Raw genomic sequence first — 16,495 nt, forward strand, 5'->3', positions numbered from 1 at the left:
GACGGCTGGCAATATCATATTCCTTCTTTTCATCAGCTGGGTCAAACAAGTCAGGTAGCCCTGTGACAGCAGCTGTTGCTGGACTTGATCGAACACCTGATCGCCTATACCAGCCTGCGCCAGACGATCACGGAACAGCTAGATTGTCTTGGCGTCGGGGATGCTGCCACTCTCGGTCAGATCCAGGAAACGCAGGAACCTGCGGCGGTCCAGCAACTGATACTCCAGCGCGTCGCCAGCTAGGTTGTAGAGCTGTTGCAGCACCAGGATCTTGATCATCAACCCCGTCGGGTATGGCGGACGGCCGCCCTTGGCGCGCGAAGGACGCGGTGCGACGGTATCGGTACGCGCAGCCAACGCCTTGGAATCCACGTGCTCGGACAAGCTCACCAATGGATCGCCTAACTTTGCGTGCCCGTCTTTAAGCTCCTGCTCGGCAAACAGACTGATCCGGGGCTTCATCATGACGGCATTCGCTGGCTTGGTTCGATGTTAGAAATTTTACTCGGCCGCACACATCTCAGCAGAGGTTTTTCGAGGCGGCCTTCATGGAACAGGTTATGCGCACCGAGACCGATGCCAGCTCGAGGCTCAGTGCTGTCGTGGCCTACGCGCACGATACGGCATTGCGCACCCCACGGGGAATGACTACGAACGAATGGAAGCTGTTACGCGATGGACTCCAGAATGGGTCCATCGATGACAGGTCACGCACGCTCGACCGCATCAAGTCGCTACCAATGCAGCGCGGTGCTTGATGTGCCGGCATCCGTTCCACAGCACGGTAATTAATGCGAGAATGGAAGACTTGCCAAGAAGGTGTTACGTCATTCGGAAATAGATTCATGCCAGTCCAGCAGTTGTTTCATAAATTCGTGGCCGACCGTCGACTCGACGAAGTGATCGAGCCTTTGAAGAAGTCGAGCGATATTTTCGACATCATCCGTCCCACTGAAAATCAGCACTCCAAGTTGCTGGCCTGGCTGTTCAATCCGCGGGAAGGCCATGGGCAGGGCGATGCAATCCTGAAGGATTTCTTGAATGCGGCGTTTATCGCATCAGAAGAGCACGTGTTGGCGAACAAGCAGTTTTTCGATGCGTGGCCGCCAAGCAGAATCGCGCGCGCCGGCTTTCATTCGATTTGCCTGCTCCCCGAGTTTTGCCTCGATAGCGGCAAGCGCCTGGACCTGCTGATGGTCGATTTCGACAACAAGATCCTGGTCGTTGTCGAAAACAAGCATGGCGCCCGCTACAGCGCCGAGCAGCTCGAAGGCTATTATTCCGAGGTCGCCACGACCCTGCGTCAGCGGCCTGTGTTCAACAAGTTTCGCACCGTGCATATCGCGGTCGACCGCAACTATCGCCGCCGCCAGGATGAGAATGCGCCAGCAAGCCCTTTGAATCGCTGGGCCTACGTCGACTATCGCTGGCTCGAGCGCGGCGCCAGGCGCGCCGAGCTGCAGCTCAAGCGCGGCAACCAGTTGGCGTCCCTGGTGACTGCGTATTGCCACGCCCAGACCGACTACGAGCCACCCGAACTGCGCATGGCAAATGACGTGCTTGCAGAGCTTGCACGCGATTACAGTGCCCTGGTGGATGCCTTCGCATCGGCGCGTAAATCGATGCTCGGCGACCTCACCCCGACCGATCTGACGAACGATGTGTGGGTGTATGCGCACCACCACCGCGCGATGGTCGACCGGCTGATCGATATGGAGGGTCTGGCGTTTCTCGAACCCGGACTACGCCGCAGCCTGCCGAACGTGCCGGTTCGGACCGATTACGGTAAGCAGTACGTCGACCTGCATCCGCTCGGCTGGCAAATGCTCGAGCAACAGGAGGGCGCGCGGCCGCTGGTGGCCAAGGTCTGGAATGCGGAGTGCGCAGCCGACGGCAGCGATCAGTTCGGCTTGGCCCTGTACTATAGGCCCGATGAGTGCGCGCCCGCCCATTCGGCCAAGCTGCGCACCGAGCTCGAGCGGGTTTTCCCAGAACTGAAGAAGGGGCGCCAGGACGCCTATTATCGGACCCTCGGACACGTCAAATCCGTCAGCGAAGAACATATCGCCGCCAAGCTTCGACATCTGCTCGAGGCTGGCAACAGAGCCGTACTGGCGGCCATCGGATGAGGGGGGTACTTGGCGAACCCCAGGCGCCCTGTATGACCCCGTGTCGTTGCGAACTGCTGGTGCCTGAACGCCGATGCGCCCGCGGCGTGATCGCCTTCCGGCTCAGCCAGGGGGGGGGGGGCGCGGGTCAGGCTGCCTTGATCTCCCGGCCTCGCCGCCGAGCACGGCCCGCCGGGTAAATCCCAACAGGACCCGCTGACCTAGCGGCAGCGCGCAGAGTTGGAACTGGTGGCCGTGTCCACCTTCCGGCTTTCGGCTGGATATATTTCCAGTGCTTCATGCTTGAGCCACACGAGCTCTTTCTTGATCCGCTGGAAATCGCGCCAGCCACGGGCAGGAGCACGGTCGAGCAGTTTGACCGACAAGTGCAACGAGGCACCGGTGGCGCCAAGCGCAGCCCTGCGCTCTTGTTGTATTTCAGCCGCCGGGTTGCTACTCAGCCACATTGTTGCCAGAATGCTTACCTCTGGGAGCTGCGGGTACGTTGTACAGAAATCCTATGCAGCGATTTTCGACATTCGTGAACCATTCCACGTCATCCAATGCGCTTTCTCGTCGTTCTCGCTGCTGCAGTTTCGCTGTTCTCGTCCACTCCATCGCATGGCGCGCCTGCTGGCGGAGCGCTGCATGTCGACGGCCAAGTATTCGTTGTCACAAAAGGACAATCGGTAGTCAAGCTGCCCCTGGTGACGATTCGCGTTATCCAGGAAAGCGCGGTGGCCAGAATCAGGCAACAGCGACGGCTTGCCCTCGAAGCCAAGAATGCCGAGCTGTCGTCTGGCCTGGAAAAAGCCGAGGGCGAGCTCGATGCCGCGAGCGCCGCCGTTGTCGAGCTCCAGCACCTGAACAATAAGGTTCTGGAATGCAGCTTCCTGATGAATCCGGAGACTGAATTCGACGCCTGCTACGGCCGCGCCGACATGGTCGCCGCGCGCGAGCGCTTGAAGCTCGTCCGGGTGCAGTTGGATGAACAAGATGGCACCACGCGACTTGCCCAAGCCCGCAGGACTATCTCGCCCCTACTCGCAGAACATGCCCGGCTGGAAGAAGAAAGTGATTTATTCGCCGAGCTGCGCAATCAGGCCGAAACGCTCGCAAAAACCGATGCTGACGGCAAGTTCAGTGTGAAGCTGCCGGCCACTGGGCGGCCGGTACTGATCGCCGAGGCATCCCGCGACGTCGCTGGCGAAACCGAGCGATATCGCTGGGTGGTGCGGGTGCCTTACAAGCGCGGCGGCGACCGGCTTGCCATCATGCTGGCAAACGACAATCTGGTCAGCACCGGTTGCGCAGACTGCATGGATATGCTGCTCGACCCTCCTGTTTCAGCGACAGCCACCAGGGTGCGCGCGAAGCTCGACAAATTACCGTGATTTCGCTTGCGCTCGACTGGTGCTTACCGCGCTTTCCTGCTTCGCAAGTAGCCGAGCGATGTCGATCAGATCGCTCCAGGGCCACAGCACACCTTGAACTTTCTGCCGCTATGACACGAGCAGGGATCGTTGCGCCCGATCTTCTGACCAAGCGTGCGCTGCGCCACTGGTTCCAGGCGCGCCGGCGCGCGGCGTGGCGCCGCCGCGGCGCCGCCAGGTGACAGATTTCCGGCGAGCTGGCGTGTCAGGCGCTCACGATCTCCCGTCTGACCGTCGGCCAAGGCCTGGCGGTGCTTTTCGAGTCTGGCGATGAACATGGCGTTCCGCTCGGCGCGACAGGGATAAGGTCGGCCGTAGTCGTCGAACATGAACCGCGCGTATACATAGTCCGTTATCACCTTATCGGACACTGCGCGACCGGCATTCGATCGGATCCGCCCCTCGATCGTGGACAACCACGCCGGCGCGCTGGCGCGGCAGCGCGCCGCACGAGCATCATCACCATCGGTCACGGCAGTTTCATAGATAGCCTGGACCAGTACGGCTGCCTGGACCCAAGAGCTAGGATCGTGATGCTGCATGTTCAGGTCGGCCAGTTCGAAGCGTGCTTCGTTCAAATGTTCGGCCGCCATCAACAGAAGCCGGAGGACTTCGTCATCGCCCCCGGGCACTGTTTCGCGTCGCACCAGGCGCGCCAGGGCGAGACAGGCATGCGGTTGGCCCGCTTCACTCGCCTGGCGTAGCCAGGTCAGGGCAGCTGCGTCATCGCGCGGCACGCCTGCGCCGTCGGACAATGCCATGGCGACCTCGTACTGGGCGAAGGCGTACCCGGCTTCCGCTGCGCGAAGTGTCAGCTCCAAGGCACGAGCCGGATCGGCCGGCCGGCCGAGCCCCTCGCGGTGCATCCTGGCGAGCAGCGACAGCGCGAACGGATGGTCTTCCGCGGCGGCACGGGTGAGCAGTTCGAACGCGCGATCGTAGGCAACGGGCTCGTCGTGCAGCCCACTCAAGGCAGCGTTGCCGCACCATTTGAGCGCGTCAGCATCGCCTTCGCGGCCGGCCATCGCGATCAGGTGCGCACCCCGCGCGCGCATCCCATCGCCGCTCTGGCCGTTGATCAGGGCAAGACCGTACTCGAACTGCGCGGGCGGATGGCCTTCGTCGCTGGCATAGCGTAGGAGGTCGAGCGCTCGTCCCCGGACTGTTGCCACTTCCAGTTGTTTGGCGACTAATTCCTTCGTCAAGCCGGTGTCGAAACTTGCATCTTCGCTATCCGCGGCCAGCTTCTGGTACAGCAACGTCGCTGCCTGATGCTGGTCGACCGCACTGTTCTCGAACAGCGCCCGATAAAGCACATTCTTGACATCGTCGTCAGGTTCGGCGGCAAGCTCGTACGGGGGACAGTCGCGCCAGAATGCTTGTGCTGGAATACCGTCTCGAGCAGCTCGCGCACTCGCGCCAGCGCGCGCGGCGCCAGGGCAGCCAGCTGCTCGTCATCGAACAGGCTGTCCTCGCGATGGGCCGCCGCATTTCCCCATTGCCGCAAGTCGTAGAGAATGGCACGTGTCTCGTGGTTCACCGCACGGGCCTGCACCAACGCGCCGATTTTTTCGCCAAGGCCGCCTTTCCATTGCCGCGCTTCTCCCCGCCACAAGGCATCGCAGCACAGGCTGGCGAGGGCGCGGACGTGCGCGAGGGCGTCGACGGGGAACTGGCGCTGGCTGCGCTTGGCTTTGACATAGAGTTCTCCGATTCGGGGAGACACTAGATGCGCGAACTGGAGATCGTTCATGCTGGGGCGGGTGGATTGACGAGTTCGAGAGGCTGGTAGTGTAGCGCGGCAGAGCGGGCGACACTGGCGCCTCGCGCTGGTTTCCAAGCGATTTCCGATCAACGTCGATGCCACGCGGCGCCAGGAATCAGTTGTGCGCTGCGGCCTTCATAATTGGATAACCCATCCTGACTATCCCAGAGCAGCAACCAGTGTCACCAATGGTGGCCTATACCGTTAAAATAATTACTTCGACAACACTTTAGGCGCGTCTGTCTTGGCGCCTTATACGATACTGCGCAGAGCGCGAAAGATGCAATGACCCTAATTACGATCGAGATGGGCCAGGAAAATCAGCGACCCATGCGTGACGAGCTGAAAGGTTTGATGTCGGATGGTGCGATGCTACTGGACCGCATAAATTATTTCAGTGAGAGCGGTCGGCACTGGCCATCAATGCAAGAAAACGACCAACTCAAGCTGTGGTTCGACGCTTTCTCCGTCACTGGCGCCTCGCCAGAATTAATCCGCGCGATCGACTTGGGGCTCACTGTGCCGCGCAAACTGAGCAGCGCGGATGCCGCGTTGCTCGACAAACTTGCCCATGCAAGGCTGCAGCAGGGCGATCGCTTCATCGTGATGAACAATGACGGATATGACACCGAACTTCCTTACAGACTGTTTTCACGTGCAGTGCAACTCGAGCCGCTGGTTGCAAACAAGCTCGAGGGCGTGATCTACGCTTTTACCGTGCTTGGCAACTTTGACCGCCGGGATTTCCAGCGACATTCTTCGATTGTCGAAGCCTGCATTCCACATATGGCTCAGGTGAAGGCACTACTTAGCGAGTCGCGGTGGTGGCGCGCCGACGGCTCGATCAACAGCAAGAAGGTGATCGGGTTATTGCGCGACCAGGTGAGCCCTGCACTCAGCGAGCTGACAGACGCCGAGGTGCAAGTGCTCGCACGGGCCTGGCGCAACTCCGGTGGCGCTGCTGCGCGAACGAGTCCAGCGGATCAGGGCGAGGCCTTCGAGCGGCAAGTCGCGCTGGTATTCGAAGCCTGCGGCATGCAGGTGCAGACCACGCCACGCACCGGTGACTACGGCGTTGACCTCGTGGTAGCCAGCGGTCAACAGCGCCTGGCCATCCAGGTCAAGGACCTGGCTGGCCCTGCCGGCATCGCGGCGGTCCAGGAAGTGAGCGCAGGCGCTTTGCATTACGGCTGCACCGGCACCGTCGTAGTGTCCAACAATGGCTTTACGGATGCCGCGCGCACGCTCGCCAACGCCACCAACACCAGGTTGATCACGCTGCACGCATTGCGTCACGAACTGAACCGGCATATTCTCAACCTGCTCACCATGTAAGAGTACCGACCTGCCTGGCGTGACGTCGCAGGCGGGTCGCAGGCCCGGCAGTAGGACCTGATCAGGGCGCAGCCGGAATACTTCAATGTTCAGGTACCCGCTGCATCACGAGCGCAGCGGTTTTTTTTGTTTCCGAAAGGGTAAGATTGCGTCTTCAGTTTTAATCTTGTTCTGGCTCTTGTGGAATGAGAATTGCTGAGCCCGCCTTGGAAGTTCTTGTTGCGATCGCAGCCACTGGGATGGCAGGACTTTAGTGTCAATTATAAGTAGGGCATAATTATATCTAACTAATAATTTAGCTTATAGCCATGTCAACGATCGTCCAGCGTCCCGTGCTCGCGGCTCAAATGGCAGCCCAACTTATAAGGCCTGGACCGCTGGACGAAGGATTGCGCTCGGGCCTGTTTTTGTCTGGTACTCGTCGTACTGGCAAGACCACCTTCGTGCTGCACGATCTGATCCCGGCGCTCGAGCAGGAGGGAGCGATCGTTATCTATGTCGATCTTTGGTCAAACGTCGAAGCTAGTCCGGCGACGCTGGTAAACGATGCCGTAGGTGCCACGTTGAAGGAAGCGGAAACGGCTGGATCTCGCCTGGCAAACCGGCTCGCACACATCGCCAGCGCCAACATCGGTGTCTTTGGGCTCAAACTCGGGCTCAAGCTCGATGGACTCGGCACTTTGGACGGCCTGACCCTGGCGGCTGCGTTCACGCGCCTGGTCGATACCGCCAAGACGAATGTGGTGCTGATCGTCGACGAGGTTCAGCACGCGATCACGACCGAGGAGGGCAATGCGTTACTCCTGGCGCTGAAGGCGGCGCGTGACGCCATCAACCCACGTCCAGGCACGCCCGGCTACTTCCAGTTCATCGGCGCTGGATCGCACCGCGCACTCGTAAGCGAACTGACTGCACGCCGTAGCCAGGCGTTCGCAGGCGCGACTTCGCTCGCTTTCCCAATGCTCGGTGCCGACTACGTCGATTACCTGCTCGCACGGCTGCACGCCGCTGGCGGCGCAATTCTGCCGTCGCGCGCCGTTGCGGTCGAGGGCTTTGTCACCTTGGGTCATCGCCCCGAGGAAATGCTGCGTGCGCTGGGTCAGCTGCAGACGGTGGCCGAACGCGGCGATCCTGATGCGCTGTTCCCGGTGATTGCTGCGACGCTGCGCTCGGCAGCCGCGGATGTTGAACTGGCCAAGCTGGCCCAACTGGGTGGCCTGGCGACGGCCGTATTCGAGCGCATCGCCGCCAGCGACGGCGATGCGCGTGGCCTGTTCTCCGCCGATGCTGCCGCCGACTATGCGCGCGTGCTCGGGCGCGAGGTACGGGTTGACGAAATTCAGCCCGCTGTAAATGATCTCATGGACGCCAATCTCATCCTGCGCCGCGGCCACGGACTCTATGGTCTGTCCGATCCGTACGTGCAGGAGATCTGGCGCGAGCGGCGTGCGCTCACCGCCCGCGTCGATAGGTAAGGCGACGAATCGTCGGAATTCACGCAGCGGCGCAGGTTGGCGTCGCCACTGCGTGTGGACTCCGATGGGCGCGGAAGCATTGGCCTGGACCATGGTCGGCGATCATTCCTGGCCAGTCAGCTTGCTGGCCCTTAGCGCCGTCGCGCCGCAGCGGCGGCGGATGGTCTGGCCCAGGCAGAACGGCTCGCGAACGCAGCCCGAGAGCGGGTCAATGCGGGCCAAGCTTCGCTGCTCGATATCTGAGAAACTATCGACGCGCGGCTTTTTTCGTGTAGAGGTTGCTCAACTTTGGCGGAAGTTCTACTTACAGCGGATCTAAGAAGACCTCGGTAAGCTCATGTCGTGCGCGTGCGGTGATAGCTCAATACTGTAGGGGTATCTAAAAGGGTAGAAGGACTATGAAGCGTGGCGCATCGCAGTGTCTATGAGGCTTCTGGGCTGGGATACGAATCCCACCGTCTCCGCCAAGTTTGAATGAAAAAAGCCACCGCAAGGTGTAATGCCGTTCAGTTAAGGTCCCGCTTCAGGACGCGAACGGTGTAACGCTGAGGCAAGGCCTTTACGGCCCGGTCGATTTTTCGGCCGGGCCGTTCTTCATTCAAGAGCATCACCAGGCGCTGACGCAGGCGCTGCATCAAGGCGGGCAATTTGCCGTAAGCCCGGGTTACGGCGGCCCAGTGCAATTCGTACTGGATGACGTGGAAGGCACGGATGAAACTGATCTCGGTCGGCTCACACTTCACCTCCAATGCGGCCTTGGCGATCTCCAGCCGTATCAGATTGTAGGCAGTCAGTGTTCCCCAGATTTCCTGGTAGACGCCTTCGACGGTACGGCTACGCAGAGTGAGCGCCATGCCCATCATCGTCTGCTTCAATTCACGATAGCTCGTCTCGATCTGCCAGCGCTGCGTGTAGCAGGCGGCGATATCCTTGGCCGTGTAGCGTTTGACGTCAAATAGTGAGGTCAGCAGAACGTGTTTGCGCGCGCTTTGGTCGATGATCGTAATCGCGCGCACGCGCCACGTTTCAGGCAGGTCAGGGCATTTCTTGCGTGCCTGGGGCGATACGCGCATCTCGATGACGGCATCGTCGGGTGTGCCGCCGATCACTTCCCATTTGGTGTTGGCCTTGGCTGGAATGATGAAGTGGCGGTTGCTTCCACCATTGGTCAAGCCACACAGAATCTCGGCCGACAGAAAACCTTTGTCGAGTGCGGTCAGCGAATCGTCCGGAATCGAGGCGAGCAGCTCTTTTGCGTAAAGCATCTCATTGATCCCATAAGGGCCGAACTTCGCATCGCGAATCAAGTGGGTCGGCACTGCGGTCAAGGTCACGCCACGCACTTGCGGATAGCTGGAAATCCGGCCGCTCGGATAAACCTGCTCACCGAAATGCTCGCGATGCTCTGGCGTATCGCCGGTCTTCAAGGTCGTGCCGTCCAGTGCAAACAGGCTCAAGCCCTTGAACAGGTATTGCTTGCGATCCTGCTCCGACCACGCCTTTGCCGATATCTCGAACAACGCCCGCAGGGGCTCGGCGCCGAGGCGCTGACGAGCTTGCGCGACCGCGCTCTTGCTGACGAAGGGCGCTTGCGCATCCGGTAATGCCAGATCCAGGTCGTCAACCACCTCGCTGATGGACTGGTGACGATACAGCGCCAGGGCCACGACCAGCCACACGACTTGCTCGGCCGGCAGGCGCCGCTGCCGGATGCTCGCTTTGCCTGTGTAAGCAACCGCCTGCTCGACCCACTCGTAGGGCAAGTGCTGCCCCAGGCGGGCCCAGTCCGGGTCTTCTTGGGCTTGCACGAGGAAATGGAGCGCGTCATCAAACATGGTGACGCAGGTTAACAGCCTCAGCTACCGTTTACAACACCCCAAAAAGAAAAATGCCGTTCAGTCTTAACTGAACGGCATTACACCGCAAGGTGGCTTTTTTCTTTGTTGGCCGGCGTATTGAATTTCGCGCTTCAGGGGCGCCGCGCCCACTCGTAAATGCCGCCGTCCGCCATCAGCGACAGGTATAGCTTGTCACCGACAATCCGGTAGCCGCGTACGAACTCGATGTCGCCGGGAAGGCGGGCGCTCATGGCTTGCTGAGGGCACATCGCGCGCGTCGTGGCGACCGCGCCGAAGCGCAGGCTGCCGTTGCCGCCAGCAGTGTCGACGGCTTCAAAGCTACCGGTTCCGCGGTTGCAGTCGAACTGGAAGGCCGCCTTGCCGTCTGTGCCGAAGGCCACCTGGAACTGTTCCACCGCTTGCGGCTTGATCACGCCCACCTCGTCGCTCGACGAGGTGAACGAGACCAGGTTCCAGGCACTCCCCGCGAGCACGGCTTTCTGCCCGCCCGCGGTATCGGCCGGGCTGCTCATGCAGGCCGAGAGCAGGGCGCCGGCGAGTCCCATGCTGGCGACGCGCGACACCGGCGCCAGTGCGCCAAGCAGGCGGTCATTGATGCGATGCGAGCTTGTCATCCGTAATTCCTTTCAAGTGTGAATCAGGTGGCCCATACCCCGACCAGTTGCACCAGCAGGATCTTGAGCACTGTCATGGATGGAAAAATCATCGCATAGCCGATGTCGGGCCGGTCGGTCGGCGCGATTCGGTTGGCGAAGGCGAGGATCGCCGGGTTGCCGGTGGCGCCGGCGACGATGCCTGCCACGCTGTCGAACGGCAGGCGGAACACCAGCAGGGCGATCGCCATCGTCACCGCCACCAGTACGGCGACGATGGCGCTGCCGAGCAGCAGATACAGCAGGCCATTGGCGGCAATCGTGGCCGCGAAGGTCGCACCGGATGACAGCCCGACCACGGCCAGGAACAGGGTCAGTCCAAAATTGCGCAGCACCAGGTTGGCCGAGATCGGCATCGCCCATTGGAACGGGCCGCTGCTGCGGCGCCAGCCGAGCAGCAGCGCCACCAGCAACAGGCCGGCAAAGCCCAGCGACACCTGCCCCAGCAGCGGCAGCGGCCAGTGGATCGCGCCGAATCCGAGCCCGAGCGTCACGCCGACGCCGATGCCGATATAGCTGACGTCGCCGGTGCTGCGGACCGAGTCGCCGAACAGCTGGCGCAGGGCGGGGAAGCTCGCACGCGGCGCCAGCACGCCGATGCGGTCGCCGGCTTCCAGGATGCGCTCGGACGTGAGCGGCAGGTCGGCATCGCTGCGCCGCAGATGCAGGATGCGTGCGTTGAGCGCTGCCGGAATCGCCAGCGTGGACAGGCTCTGGCCGATCAGGGCGGGGTTGGAGATGAAGAAGCGTTCGTAGTCGAGGTCGTTGCGGTCGCGCAGCATCCGGCCCGGATGCGTTTTCCCGAAGCGGGTCGCCACATCGTGCAGCAGGGCCTGGTCGATGCCGGTTACCAGCAGCACGTCGCCGGTTTCGATCCGGGTGGCTTCGTCCGCCACCAGGTTGCGATGGCCGCGGCGGATGGCGGCGATCGCGATCCCGTCGGGCAGCCGGCGCGCGGCTTCGCCCAGCGTCATGCCCAGGACGCTGAATTCATCGACATCGATCTCCTCGACGTGCATGGTCGAGGCGGCGCGCGTCGCGATGGCGGGCTTGCGCAGCGCATTGTAGATGCCCAGCATCAGGATGGGCACGGCGACCCCGAGCGGATAGGCGACCGAATAGCCGGTGGCGGGCCCGGTGCCGAAGGCGGCCAGGGCCGCCTGCAGCGCGGCGGTACTGGTGCCGGCGCCGGCAAACGCGCCAAGCGCTTCGCCGAGGCTGAGCGCGGGCATCCAGTGCACGAACGCCAGCATCAGGGCCAGCGCGCACATGACCGCCGTGGCCGCGGCGATATTCGCCCGGGCGCCGTCGGCGCTGCTCAGTCCGCGCCAGAACTGGGCGCCATAGGCGATCCCGACACCGTACAGGAACAGCAGCAGCCCCAGGTTGCCCAGCAAGGGCGGCAGCGACAGCGTGGGCACGGCGGCGCCAAGGCCCAGGCCGACGAACAGCACGGCGCCGGATCCCAACGCGAAACCCTTGATATTCACCGCGCCTAGCAGGTAGCCGACGGCGATCGTGAGAAACAGGGCAAGCAAGGGCTGGGCGGTGAGAAAGTGGCCGACGTACGCTGGCATTGGCGAGGCTTTCAGTTTGGCTGCATTGCAATTATTGTAATGGGTCTAACTTATTATAGGCAAACCGACTTTGCCGATCGACCAGGGCAGTGATGAAGACTGCGGTATTGTCCGCTGACCCTCGCGGCAATCGAAGCTCCGGCCGCTCGCCTACGGGCCGCTGGGTGGCTGCGTCTGGACACCTGCTTGCCGTATTTGCAGAGTGAAGGCTGCGCGCTTGCCGCGCCGGGCGTCGTTGCGCATCAGGTAGACACGGACGCGGTACCTGCCGCCTTCGCGCAAGTTTGCCTGGAACCGCCTACCTTCGAGGCTGCCATTGAAGACCAGGGCTCCGGACGGCGCGATCACATTATGGTAGAGCGAAGCCTGGCCAGGGTAGTCGAGCAGCACCGTCACTTCTCCACCAACGGAACCGTCGAACTCGTATTCCTGTGACTGGTAGCCTGTCACGCTGCCGCTGACGTTCAGCGCCGCCTGGCCGGGCGCGAATCGCAACAGTGTCGGAGGCGAGGGCGTCGCTTGCGGCTGGGCGTGCACGTGCGAGGTGAGAAGACAGGCGCCCAACAACAGTACCGGCAATGAGCGGATGAGTGGTGTTCGCATTGTTTTATCCCCTTGAATATTGCTACACTTGGTTGCAGGATATATCCTAACTACAAGGCAGTCCATGCCCTGGTCAGGACAGTCGGTGATTGCAGGATACGGTGTTCACATCGGAGAGATATGCAATGAAATACATGCCCATTATCTTGATTCTTGTAGCGATGACGGCCGGCGCCCAGCAGTACGAGCACGAGGACCGCGACCGTGGCGATAGCCGGCACGATGACGGCGACGACTTGCAGCTCGTCTGTTTCGGCGAGGGTGAAAAGACCACGCTCGAGAATCATTCCGGTTATGTGTGGAATGCTACCACCCATAAATATGAAACCAGGTCGGAGGTCGTTACGGGCCGCCAGGACTTCGACACATCCGTGAATGTATCGATCCATGGCGATCAGGGACGTATACGCATGCCGAAGGGCTTGATTCCGCCGATGAATTCGGGCGGCCACGATGGATGGTGGACGCTCGACGATCTGATCGTCGGCCATGACGAGGTCCGCGCCAGATTCCGGCTCAACGCGCTCAATCGGCCGAATGTGGTCATCAATCGACGCAGCGGGACGATCTCGGTCGACGGGATGATCAAGTTCAACGGGCGTTGTGAGCTCGACAGTGGGCACCGTCGCTTCTGAAGGCGAATGTAGAAGGAATGTTGCCACGTATGTCTCGCCATCTTCAATCGATCTCGATGTGGTTTCCTGCTGCTTGCCTGGCCCTGGCGGCATGTTGGCCGGCGGGTGTCGCCACTGCGCAGGGGGCAAGCGCGTCTTCCTCGGTCGAACTGGCCAGGCAGGCCGACCTGCTCAAGCCGGGCCAATGGGTATGGGCGCCCCAGATCGCGCCGCGCGGCCCATTGCTGGTGTTTGTCGACCTGTCCAGGCAGACGGCGACTGTCTACCGCAACGGCGTGCGGATCGGCGTCAGTACCGTGTCGAGCGGGAAAGCGGGCCACGCCACCCCGACCGGCGTGTTTACGATCCTGCAGAAGGACGCCAAACATCATTCCAGCACTTACCATAACGCGCCCATGCCTTATCAGCAGCGCCTGACCTGGGACGGCGTCGCGCTGCATGCCGGCGGCCTGCCAGGTTACCCGGAGAGCCACGGCTGTGTGCACCTGCCATACGCCTTCGCGCGCGAGCTGTTCGCTGTCACCCAGTACGGCACCACGGTGATCGTCGCTGGCGATGCCCAGCATCCGGTGACGTCGGCGTCGGGCGAGGTATTGTCGCCCACGTTGTCGGCAAGTCCGCACCCGGATGACTTCTGGGCCCCCGAGCGCTCGCCGGACGGACCCGTGACGATCGTGATGTCGCGCAGCGACCAGAGCTTGGTCGTACTGCGCAATGGCGTGGAAATTGGCCGTTCGCGCGCGGTGCTGCCCAACGACAATGACAGCACGCATGTGCTGACCCTGGCGGTCGATGCCGCCGGCGCACCAGTGTGGCTGTATGCGGCGGTAAGTGGCCATGTCGACGAGGCTGGGCAGGGTGTCGATGAAACTGCGCGCAACCGCGTCGACATCCCCCCTGAATTTTACAAGAAGGCAGTCAGCATCTTGTCCCCCGGAGCCACCTTGCTCGTCACTCAGGCGCCCCTGTCAAGCGGCGCAACCGGCACCCCGCTCACGGTGATGCGTGACGACGCGACATCGTCCAGCAATGACTGATTCTGGACTGGTCACCATACGGCCCGCCGCTCACGGCGCCGTTCCCGACGCCGCCTGCAGGTGCTCGATGATGCGGCGCACCAGCAGTTGGTAGTTGCCGTCGAAGTGGTGGCCGCCGGGTAGCGCGACCGCCGTGAGGCGCCGGCCCGCCAGGCGAGGGCAGGGGGAATCGGGTTCCTCGACCCCGTGAATGCACAGGATGCTGGCGTCGCCCATGCGCGCGAGTTCCGGCATGACCGGCATGGCGCGCGCGTCGCCGGCGTCGCCGCCACGTGCTGGTCGAGTCCGGCCCAGCCGCCATCGCCGCTGAGCAGGACGGCGGACAGGTCGCGCGTCGCGGGCGTGACGCCGGCGGTGGCAGGCACCGTCGTCAGCGGCAAGTCGACCAGCGCCGGACCCACGCCGGCCGGCGGCTTGGTCGGTGCGGTCAGTCTGGCATGGGTGGTCCGAAATTGCGGTAGCCAGTTGCGCTCGACCGAGAAGCCGTGGCCGACGTTCGGTAGTCAGACGAGGCCGGCATTGCCGGTGCCGGCGACGAATTGCCAGCGCTTGCCGGCATCGCAGACCTGGTCGATATCGCCCTGGAAGGCGATCCAGGGCGTCGCATTGCTCCGCGCCCGATGAATAGCCGACCAGGATCGGCGTGAGGTAGTCGTCGAGCGCGAGATGGCGCTGGACCGCGTGCGCCAGGCCCTCGGAATCGGAGGCCAAGTTGCGGCACTGTCCTTGCGCGCTGTCGGCGCCGTACAGATAGCGACGGATGTCGATGCCCACCACGATGGCGTGCATATCGGTCAGATGGCGCGCCATGCCGACCACCCCGGGATTCCAGCCCCCGTCGCCTGAAATGAATAGCGCGATGCTGGTGGCCTTGCCGGCCGGCGGATAGACCGCGACCTCGCCGAACGGGCCGTAGCACAGCAGGGCCAGCAGCAGGTGCTCGGCGCCGAGCCGGGCGAGCGCGGCCTGGAGATCGCGATAGCGGATCGCTTGCAGTTCACCATGCAAGACCCAGAATGCCGCGCACAGCAGCACGGCCGCGATTGCCGGCGCCAGCCAGCTTCGCAGCCTGGCCCGCTTGCTGGACATCGGGGCGGAACTCACGTGTGCGGTCCTGTCGACGCTGCAAATAGCCGCTGCATGCCGGGCTGGCATGCAGGCAGCCTACTTTCGAGCCGCGATGGGGCGCCGTGGTTCCCTGAATCAGGCTACGGCGCGGCGGGCGCGCCGCAGTGTAGCCTCAGGCCTGGCGGTCGGCGCCGGCCTTCGCGCGATGGCGCTCCTGGAGCCAGGCCACGATGCCCGGCACCAGGGACAGCACGATGATGCCCATGATGACCGCCGTCAGGTTGTCGTTGACCCAGGTGATATTGCCGAACGCGAAGCCGGCCACCGTCAGCGACACGACCCACAAGGTGCCGCCGGCCACGTTATACGACAGGAAGGTCCGGTAGCGCATGCTGCCCAGCGCGGCGACGAAAGGCGCCAGGGTGCGCACGATCGGCACGTAGCGCGCCAGGACGATGGTCTTGGGGCCATGGCGCTCGAAGAAGCGCTCGGTGTGGGCGATGTGTTCGGGCTTGATGAAGCGCAGCCGGTAGCCGCGTTTCACCCGGTCGCGAAACAGCGTGCCGATCGCGAAGTTGACGATGTCGCCGACCACCGCCGCGACGATCAGCAGCGGGATCAGGACGGGCAGCGACAGCATGCCTTTCGCCGCCAGCGCGCCGGTCACGAACAGCAGCGAGTCGCCCGGCAGGAAGGGCATCACGACGACGCCGGTCTCGACGAAGATCACGGCGAACAGCAGGACGTAGACGAGGATCTGGTACTCGGCCGCGAGGACGGCAAGGTGGCGGTCGAGGTGGAGGAACCAATCGAGGAGGGTAGTGAGCATGTGGGTTTTCTGGTCTGGTGGTTACGCACGCCCGTCGTTGCCTGGAAGGACGGGGACGACAGTGTAACGCACGCGGGCCAAGCGGGCGCTTGCGGCACATGATCGACGCTTCGCCGAT

16 protein-coding genes are annotated in these 16,495 nt (G+C 62.5%); 7 read left to right on the top strand and 9 right to left on the bottom strand.

All coding sequences use genetic code 11. The annotated features are described in order from the left end of the window. Positions 1 to 138 precede the first annotated feature (138 nt). Entirely contained in the window at positions 139 to 465 is a 327-nt protein-coding gene (locus tag SOM61_RS22445; protein WP_320476136.1) for a transposase, read from the bottom strand. Between the two features lie 380 nt (positions 466 to 845). On the opposite strand from SOM61_RS22445, the gene SOM61_RS22450 reads away from it, so the two are divergent. Next, complete coding sequence (locus tag SOM61_RS22450) at positions 846 to 2,129, top strand: PDDEXK-like family protein (protein ID WP_320476137.1); 1,284 nt, start codon at positions 846 to 848, stop codon at positions 2,127 to 2,129. Positions 2,130 to 2,329: 200 nt separating this feature from the next. On the opposite strand, the gene SOM61_RS26560 is transcribed toward SOM61_RS22450, so the two are convergent. After that, positions 2,330 to 2,575 carry a DUF7694 domain-containing protein gene (locus SOM61_RS26560; RefSeq protein WP_475439535.1) on the bottom strand — a complete coding sequence of 82 codons (246 nt, stop codon included), beginning with the start codon at positions 2,573 to 2,575 and terminating at the stop codon, positions 2,330 to 2,332. 96 nt (positions 2,576 to 2,671) lie between these two features. Between SOM61_RS26560 and SOM61_RS22455 the strand changes: the two genes are divergently transcribed. After that, positions 2,672 to 3,502 (top strand): hypothetical protein, encoded by an 831-nt coding sequence (locus tag SOM61_RS22455; protein WP_320476138.1) that lies wholly within the window; start codon positions 2,672 to 2,674, stop codon positions 3,500 to 3,502. A gap of 65 nt (positions 3,503 to 3,567) precedes the next feature. On the opposite strand, the gene SOM61_RS22460 is transcribed toward SOM61_RS22455, so the two are convergent. Continuing rightward, a complete protein-coding gene (locus SOM61_RS22460; RefSeq protein ID WP_320476139.1) occupies positions 3,568 to 4,857 on the bottom strand; it encodes an SEC-C metal-binding domain-containing protein in 1,290 nt (429 codons plus the stop codon). A gap of 59 nt (positions 4,858 to 4,916) precedes the next feature. On the opposite strand from SOM61_RS22460, the gene SOM61_RS22465 reads away from it, so the two are divergent. The 3 genes from SOM61_RS22465 to SOM61_RS22475 all read left to right on the top strand — a co-directional run bounded on the left by SOM61_RS22465 (position 4,917) and on the right by SOM61_RS22475 (position 8,116). After that, positions 4,917 to 5,270 (top strand): hypothetical protein, encoded by a 354-nt coding sequence (locus tag SOM61_RS22465; RefSeq protein ID WP_320476140.1) that lies wholly within the window; start codon positions 4,917 to 4,919, stop codon positions 5,268 to 5,270. A 366-nt stretch (positions 5,271 to 5,636) separates the two neighbouring features. Continuing rightward, positions 5,637 to 6,641 carry a restriction endonuclease gene (locus SOM61_RS22470; RefSeq protein ID WP_320476141.1) on the top strand — a complete coding sequence of 335 codons (1,005 nt, stop codon included), beginning with the start codon at positions 5,637 to 5,639 and terminating at the stop codon, positions 6,639 to 6,641. Between the two features lie 308 nt (positions 6,642 to 6,949). Then, a complete protein-coding gene (locus tag SOM61_RS22475) occupies positions 6,950 to 8,116 on the top strand; it encodes an AAA family ATPase (protein ID WP_320476142.1) in 1,167 nt (388 codons plus the stop codon). A 506-nt stretch (positions 8,117 to 8,622) separates the two neighbouring features. Here the strand turns inward: SOM61_RS22475 and SOM61_RS22480 are convergent. From SOM61_RS22480 to SOM61_RS22495, 4 genes are all read right to left on the bottom strand, one after another. Continuing rightward, a complete protein-coding gene (locus tag SOM61_RS22480; RefSeq protein WP_320476143.1) occupies positions 8,623 to 9,951 on the bottom strand; it encodes an IS4 family transposase in 1,329 nt (442 codons plus the stop codon). A 134-nt stretch (positions 9,952 to 10,085) separates the two neighbouring features. After that, positions 10,086 to 10,589, bottom strand: a complete 504-nt coding sequence (locus SOM61_RS22485) for an META domain-containing protein (RefSeq protein WP_320476144.1) — start codon at positions 10,587 to 10,589, stop codon at positions 10,086 to 10,088. A 23-nt stretch (positions 10,590 to 10,612) separates the two neighbouring features. Beyond that, a complete protein-coding gene (locus SOM61_RS22490; protein ID WP_320476145.1) occupies positions 10,613 to 12,205 on the bottom strand; it encodes an aspartate-alanine antiporter-like transporter in 1,593 nt (530 codons plus the stop codon). Positions 12,206 to 12,355: 150 nt separating this feature from the next. Beyond that, positions 12,356 to 12,808 carry a hypothetical protein gene (locus tag SOM61_RS22495; RefSeq protein WP_320476146.1) on the bottom strand — a complete coding sequence of 151 codons (453 nt, stop codon included), beginning with the start codon at positions 12,806 to 12,808 and terminating at the stop codon, positions 12,356 to 12,358. A gap of 125 nt (positions 12,809 to 12,933) precedes the next feature. Between SOM61_RS22495 and SOM61_RS22500 the strand changes: the two genes are divergently transcribed. Both SOM61_RS22500 and SOM61_RS22505 read left to right on the top strand, forming a co-directional pair. Next, positions 12,934 to 13,443 (top strand): hypothetical protein, encoded by a 510-nt coding sequence (locus SOM61_RS22500; RefSeq protein WP_320476147.1) that lies wholly within the window; start codon positions 12,934 to 12,936, stop codon positions 13,441 to 13,443. Between the two features lie 29 nt (positions 13,444 to 13,472). Then, positions 13,473 to 14,480, top strand: coding sequence for a L,D-transpeptidase (locus tag SOM61_RS22505; RefSeq protein WP_320476148.1), 1,008 nt, complete (start codon positions 13,473 to 13,475; stop codon positions 14,478 to 14,480). Between the two features lie 30 nt (positions 14,481 to 14,510). Here the strand turns inward: SOM61_RS22505 and SOM61_RS22510 are convergent, their stop codons facing one another. Together SOM61_RS22510 and SOM61_RS22515 are read right to left on the bottom strand one after the other, a co-directional pair. Next, entirely contained in the window at positions 14,511 to 15,584 is a 1,074-nt protein-coding gene (locus SOM61_RS22510; protein ID WP_320476149.1) for an AcvB/VirJ family lysyl-phosphatidylglycerol hydrolase, read from the bottom strand. 136 nt (positions 15,585 to 15,720) lie between these two features. After that, positions 15,721 to 16,377, bottom strand: a complete 657-nt coding sequence (locus SOM61_RS22515; RefSeq protein ID WP_320476150.1) for a VTT domain-containing protein — start codon at positions 16,375 to 16,377, stop codon at positions 15,721 to 15,723. Between the last annotated feature and the right edge of the window lie 118 nt (positions 16,378 to 16,495).

The organism is Massilia sp. CFBP9012 (assembly GCF_034045115.1).
In the GTDB taxonomy this organism is placed as follows: domain Bacteria; phylum Pseudomonadota; class Gammaproteobacteria; order Burkholderiales; family Burkholderiaceae_D; genus Telluria.

What these genes read in the sequence shown, in the direction of transcription:
- SOM61_RS22445 (WP_320476136.1), bottom strand. Translation starts at nt 465, where the DNA reads ATGATGAAGCCCCGGATCAGTCTGTTTGCCGAGCAGGAGCTTAAAGAC.
- SOM61_RS22450 (WP_320476137.1), top strand. Translation starts at nt 846, where the DNA reads ATGCCAGTCCAGCAGTTGTTTCATAAATTCGTGGCCGACCGTCGACTC.
- SOM61_RS26560 (WP_475439535.1), bottom strand. Translation starts at nt 2,575, where the DNA reads ATGTGGCTGAGTAGCAACCCGGCGGCTGAAATACAACAAGAGCGCAGG.
- SOM61_RS22455 (WP_320476138.1), top strand. Translation starts at nt 2,672, where the DNA reads ATGCGCTTTCTCGTCGTTCTCGCTGCTGCAGTTTCGCTGTTCTCGTCC.
- SOM61_RS22465 (WP_320476140.1), top strand. Translation starts at nt 4,917, where the DNA reads ATGCTTGTGCTGGAATACCGTCTCGAGCAGCTCGCGCACTCGCGCCAG.
- SOM61_RS22470 (WP_320476141.1), top strand. Translation starts at nt 5,637, where the DNA reads ATGCGTGACGAGCTGAAAGGTTTGATGTCGGATGGTGCGATGCTACTG.
- SOM61_RS22475 (WP_320476142.1), top strand. Translation starts at nt 6,950, where the DNA reads ATGTCAACGATCGTCCAGCGTCCCGTGCTCGCGGCTCAAATGGCAGCC.
- SOM61_RS22480 (WP_320476143.1), bottom strand. Translation starts at nt 9,951, where the DNA reads ATGTTTGATGACGCGCTCCATTTCCTCGTGCAAGCCCAAGAAGACCCG.
- SOM61_RS22485 (WP_320476144.1), bottom strand. Translation starts at nt 10,589, where the DNA reads ATGACAAGCTCGCATCGCATCAATGACCGCCTGCTTGGCGCACTGGCG.
- SOM61_RS22490 (WP_320476145.1), bottom strand. Translation starts at nt 12,205, where the DNA reads ATGCCAGCGTACGTCGGCCACTTTCTCACCGCCCAGCCCTTGCTTGCC.
- SOM61_RS22495 (WP_320476146.1), bottom strand. Translation starts at nt 12,808, where the DNA reads ATGCGAACACCACTCATCCGCTCATTGCCGGTACTGTTGTTGGGCGCC.
- SOM61_RS22500 (WP_320476147.1), top strand. Translation starts at nt 12,934, where the DNA reads ATGAAATACATGCCCATTATCTTGATTCTTGTAGCGATGACGGCCGGC.
- SOM61_RS22505 (WP_320476148.1), top strand. Translation starts at nt 13,473, where the DNA reads ATGTCTCGCCATCTTCAATCGATCTCGATGTGGTTTCCTGCTGCTTGC.
- SOM61_RS22515 (WP_320476150.1), bottom strand. Translation starts at nt 16,377, where the DNA reads ATGCTCACTACCCTCCTCGATTGGTTCCTCCACCTCGACCGCCACCTT.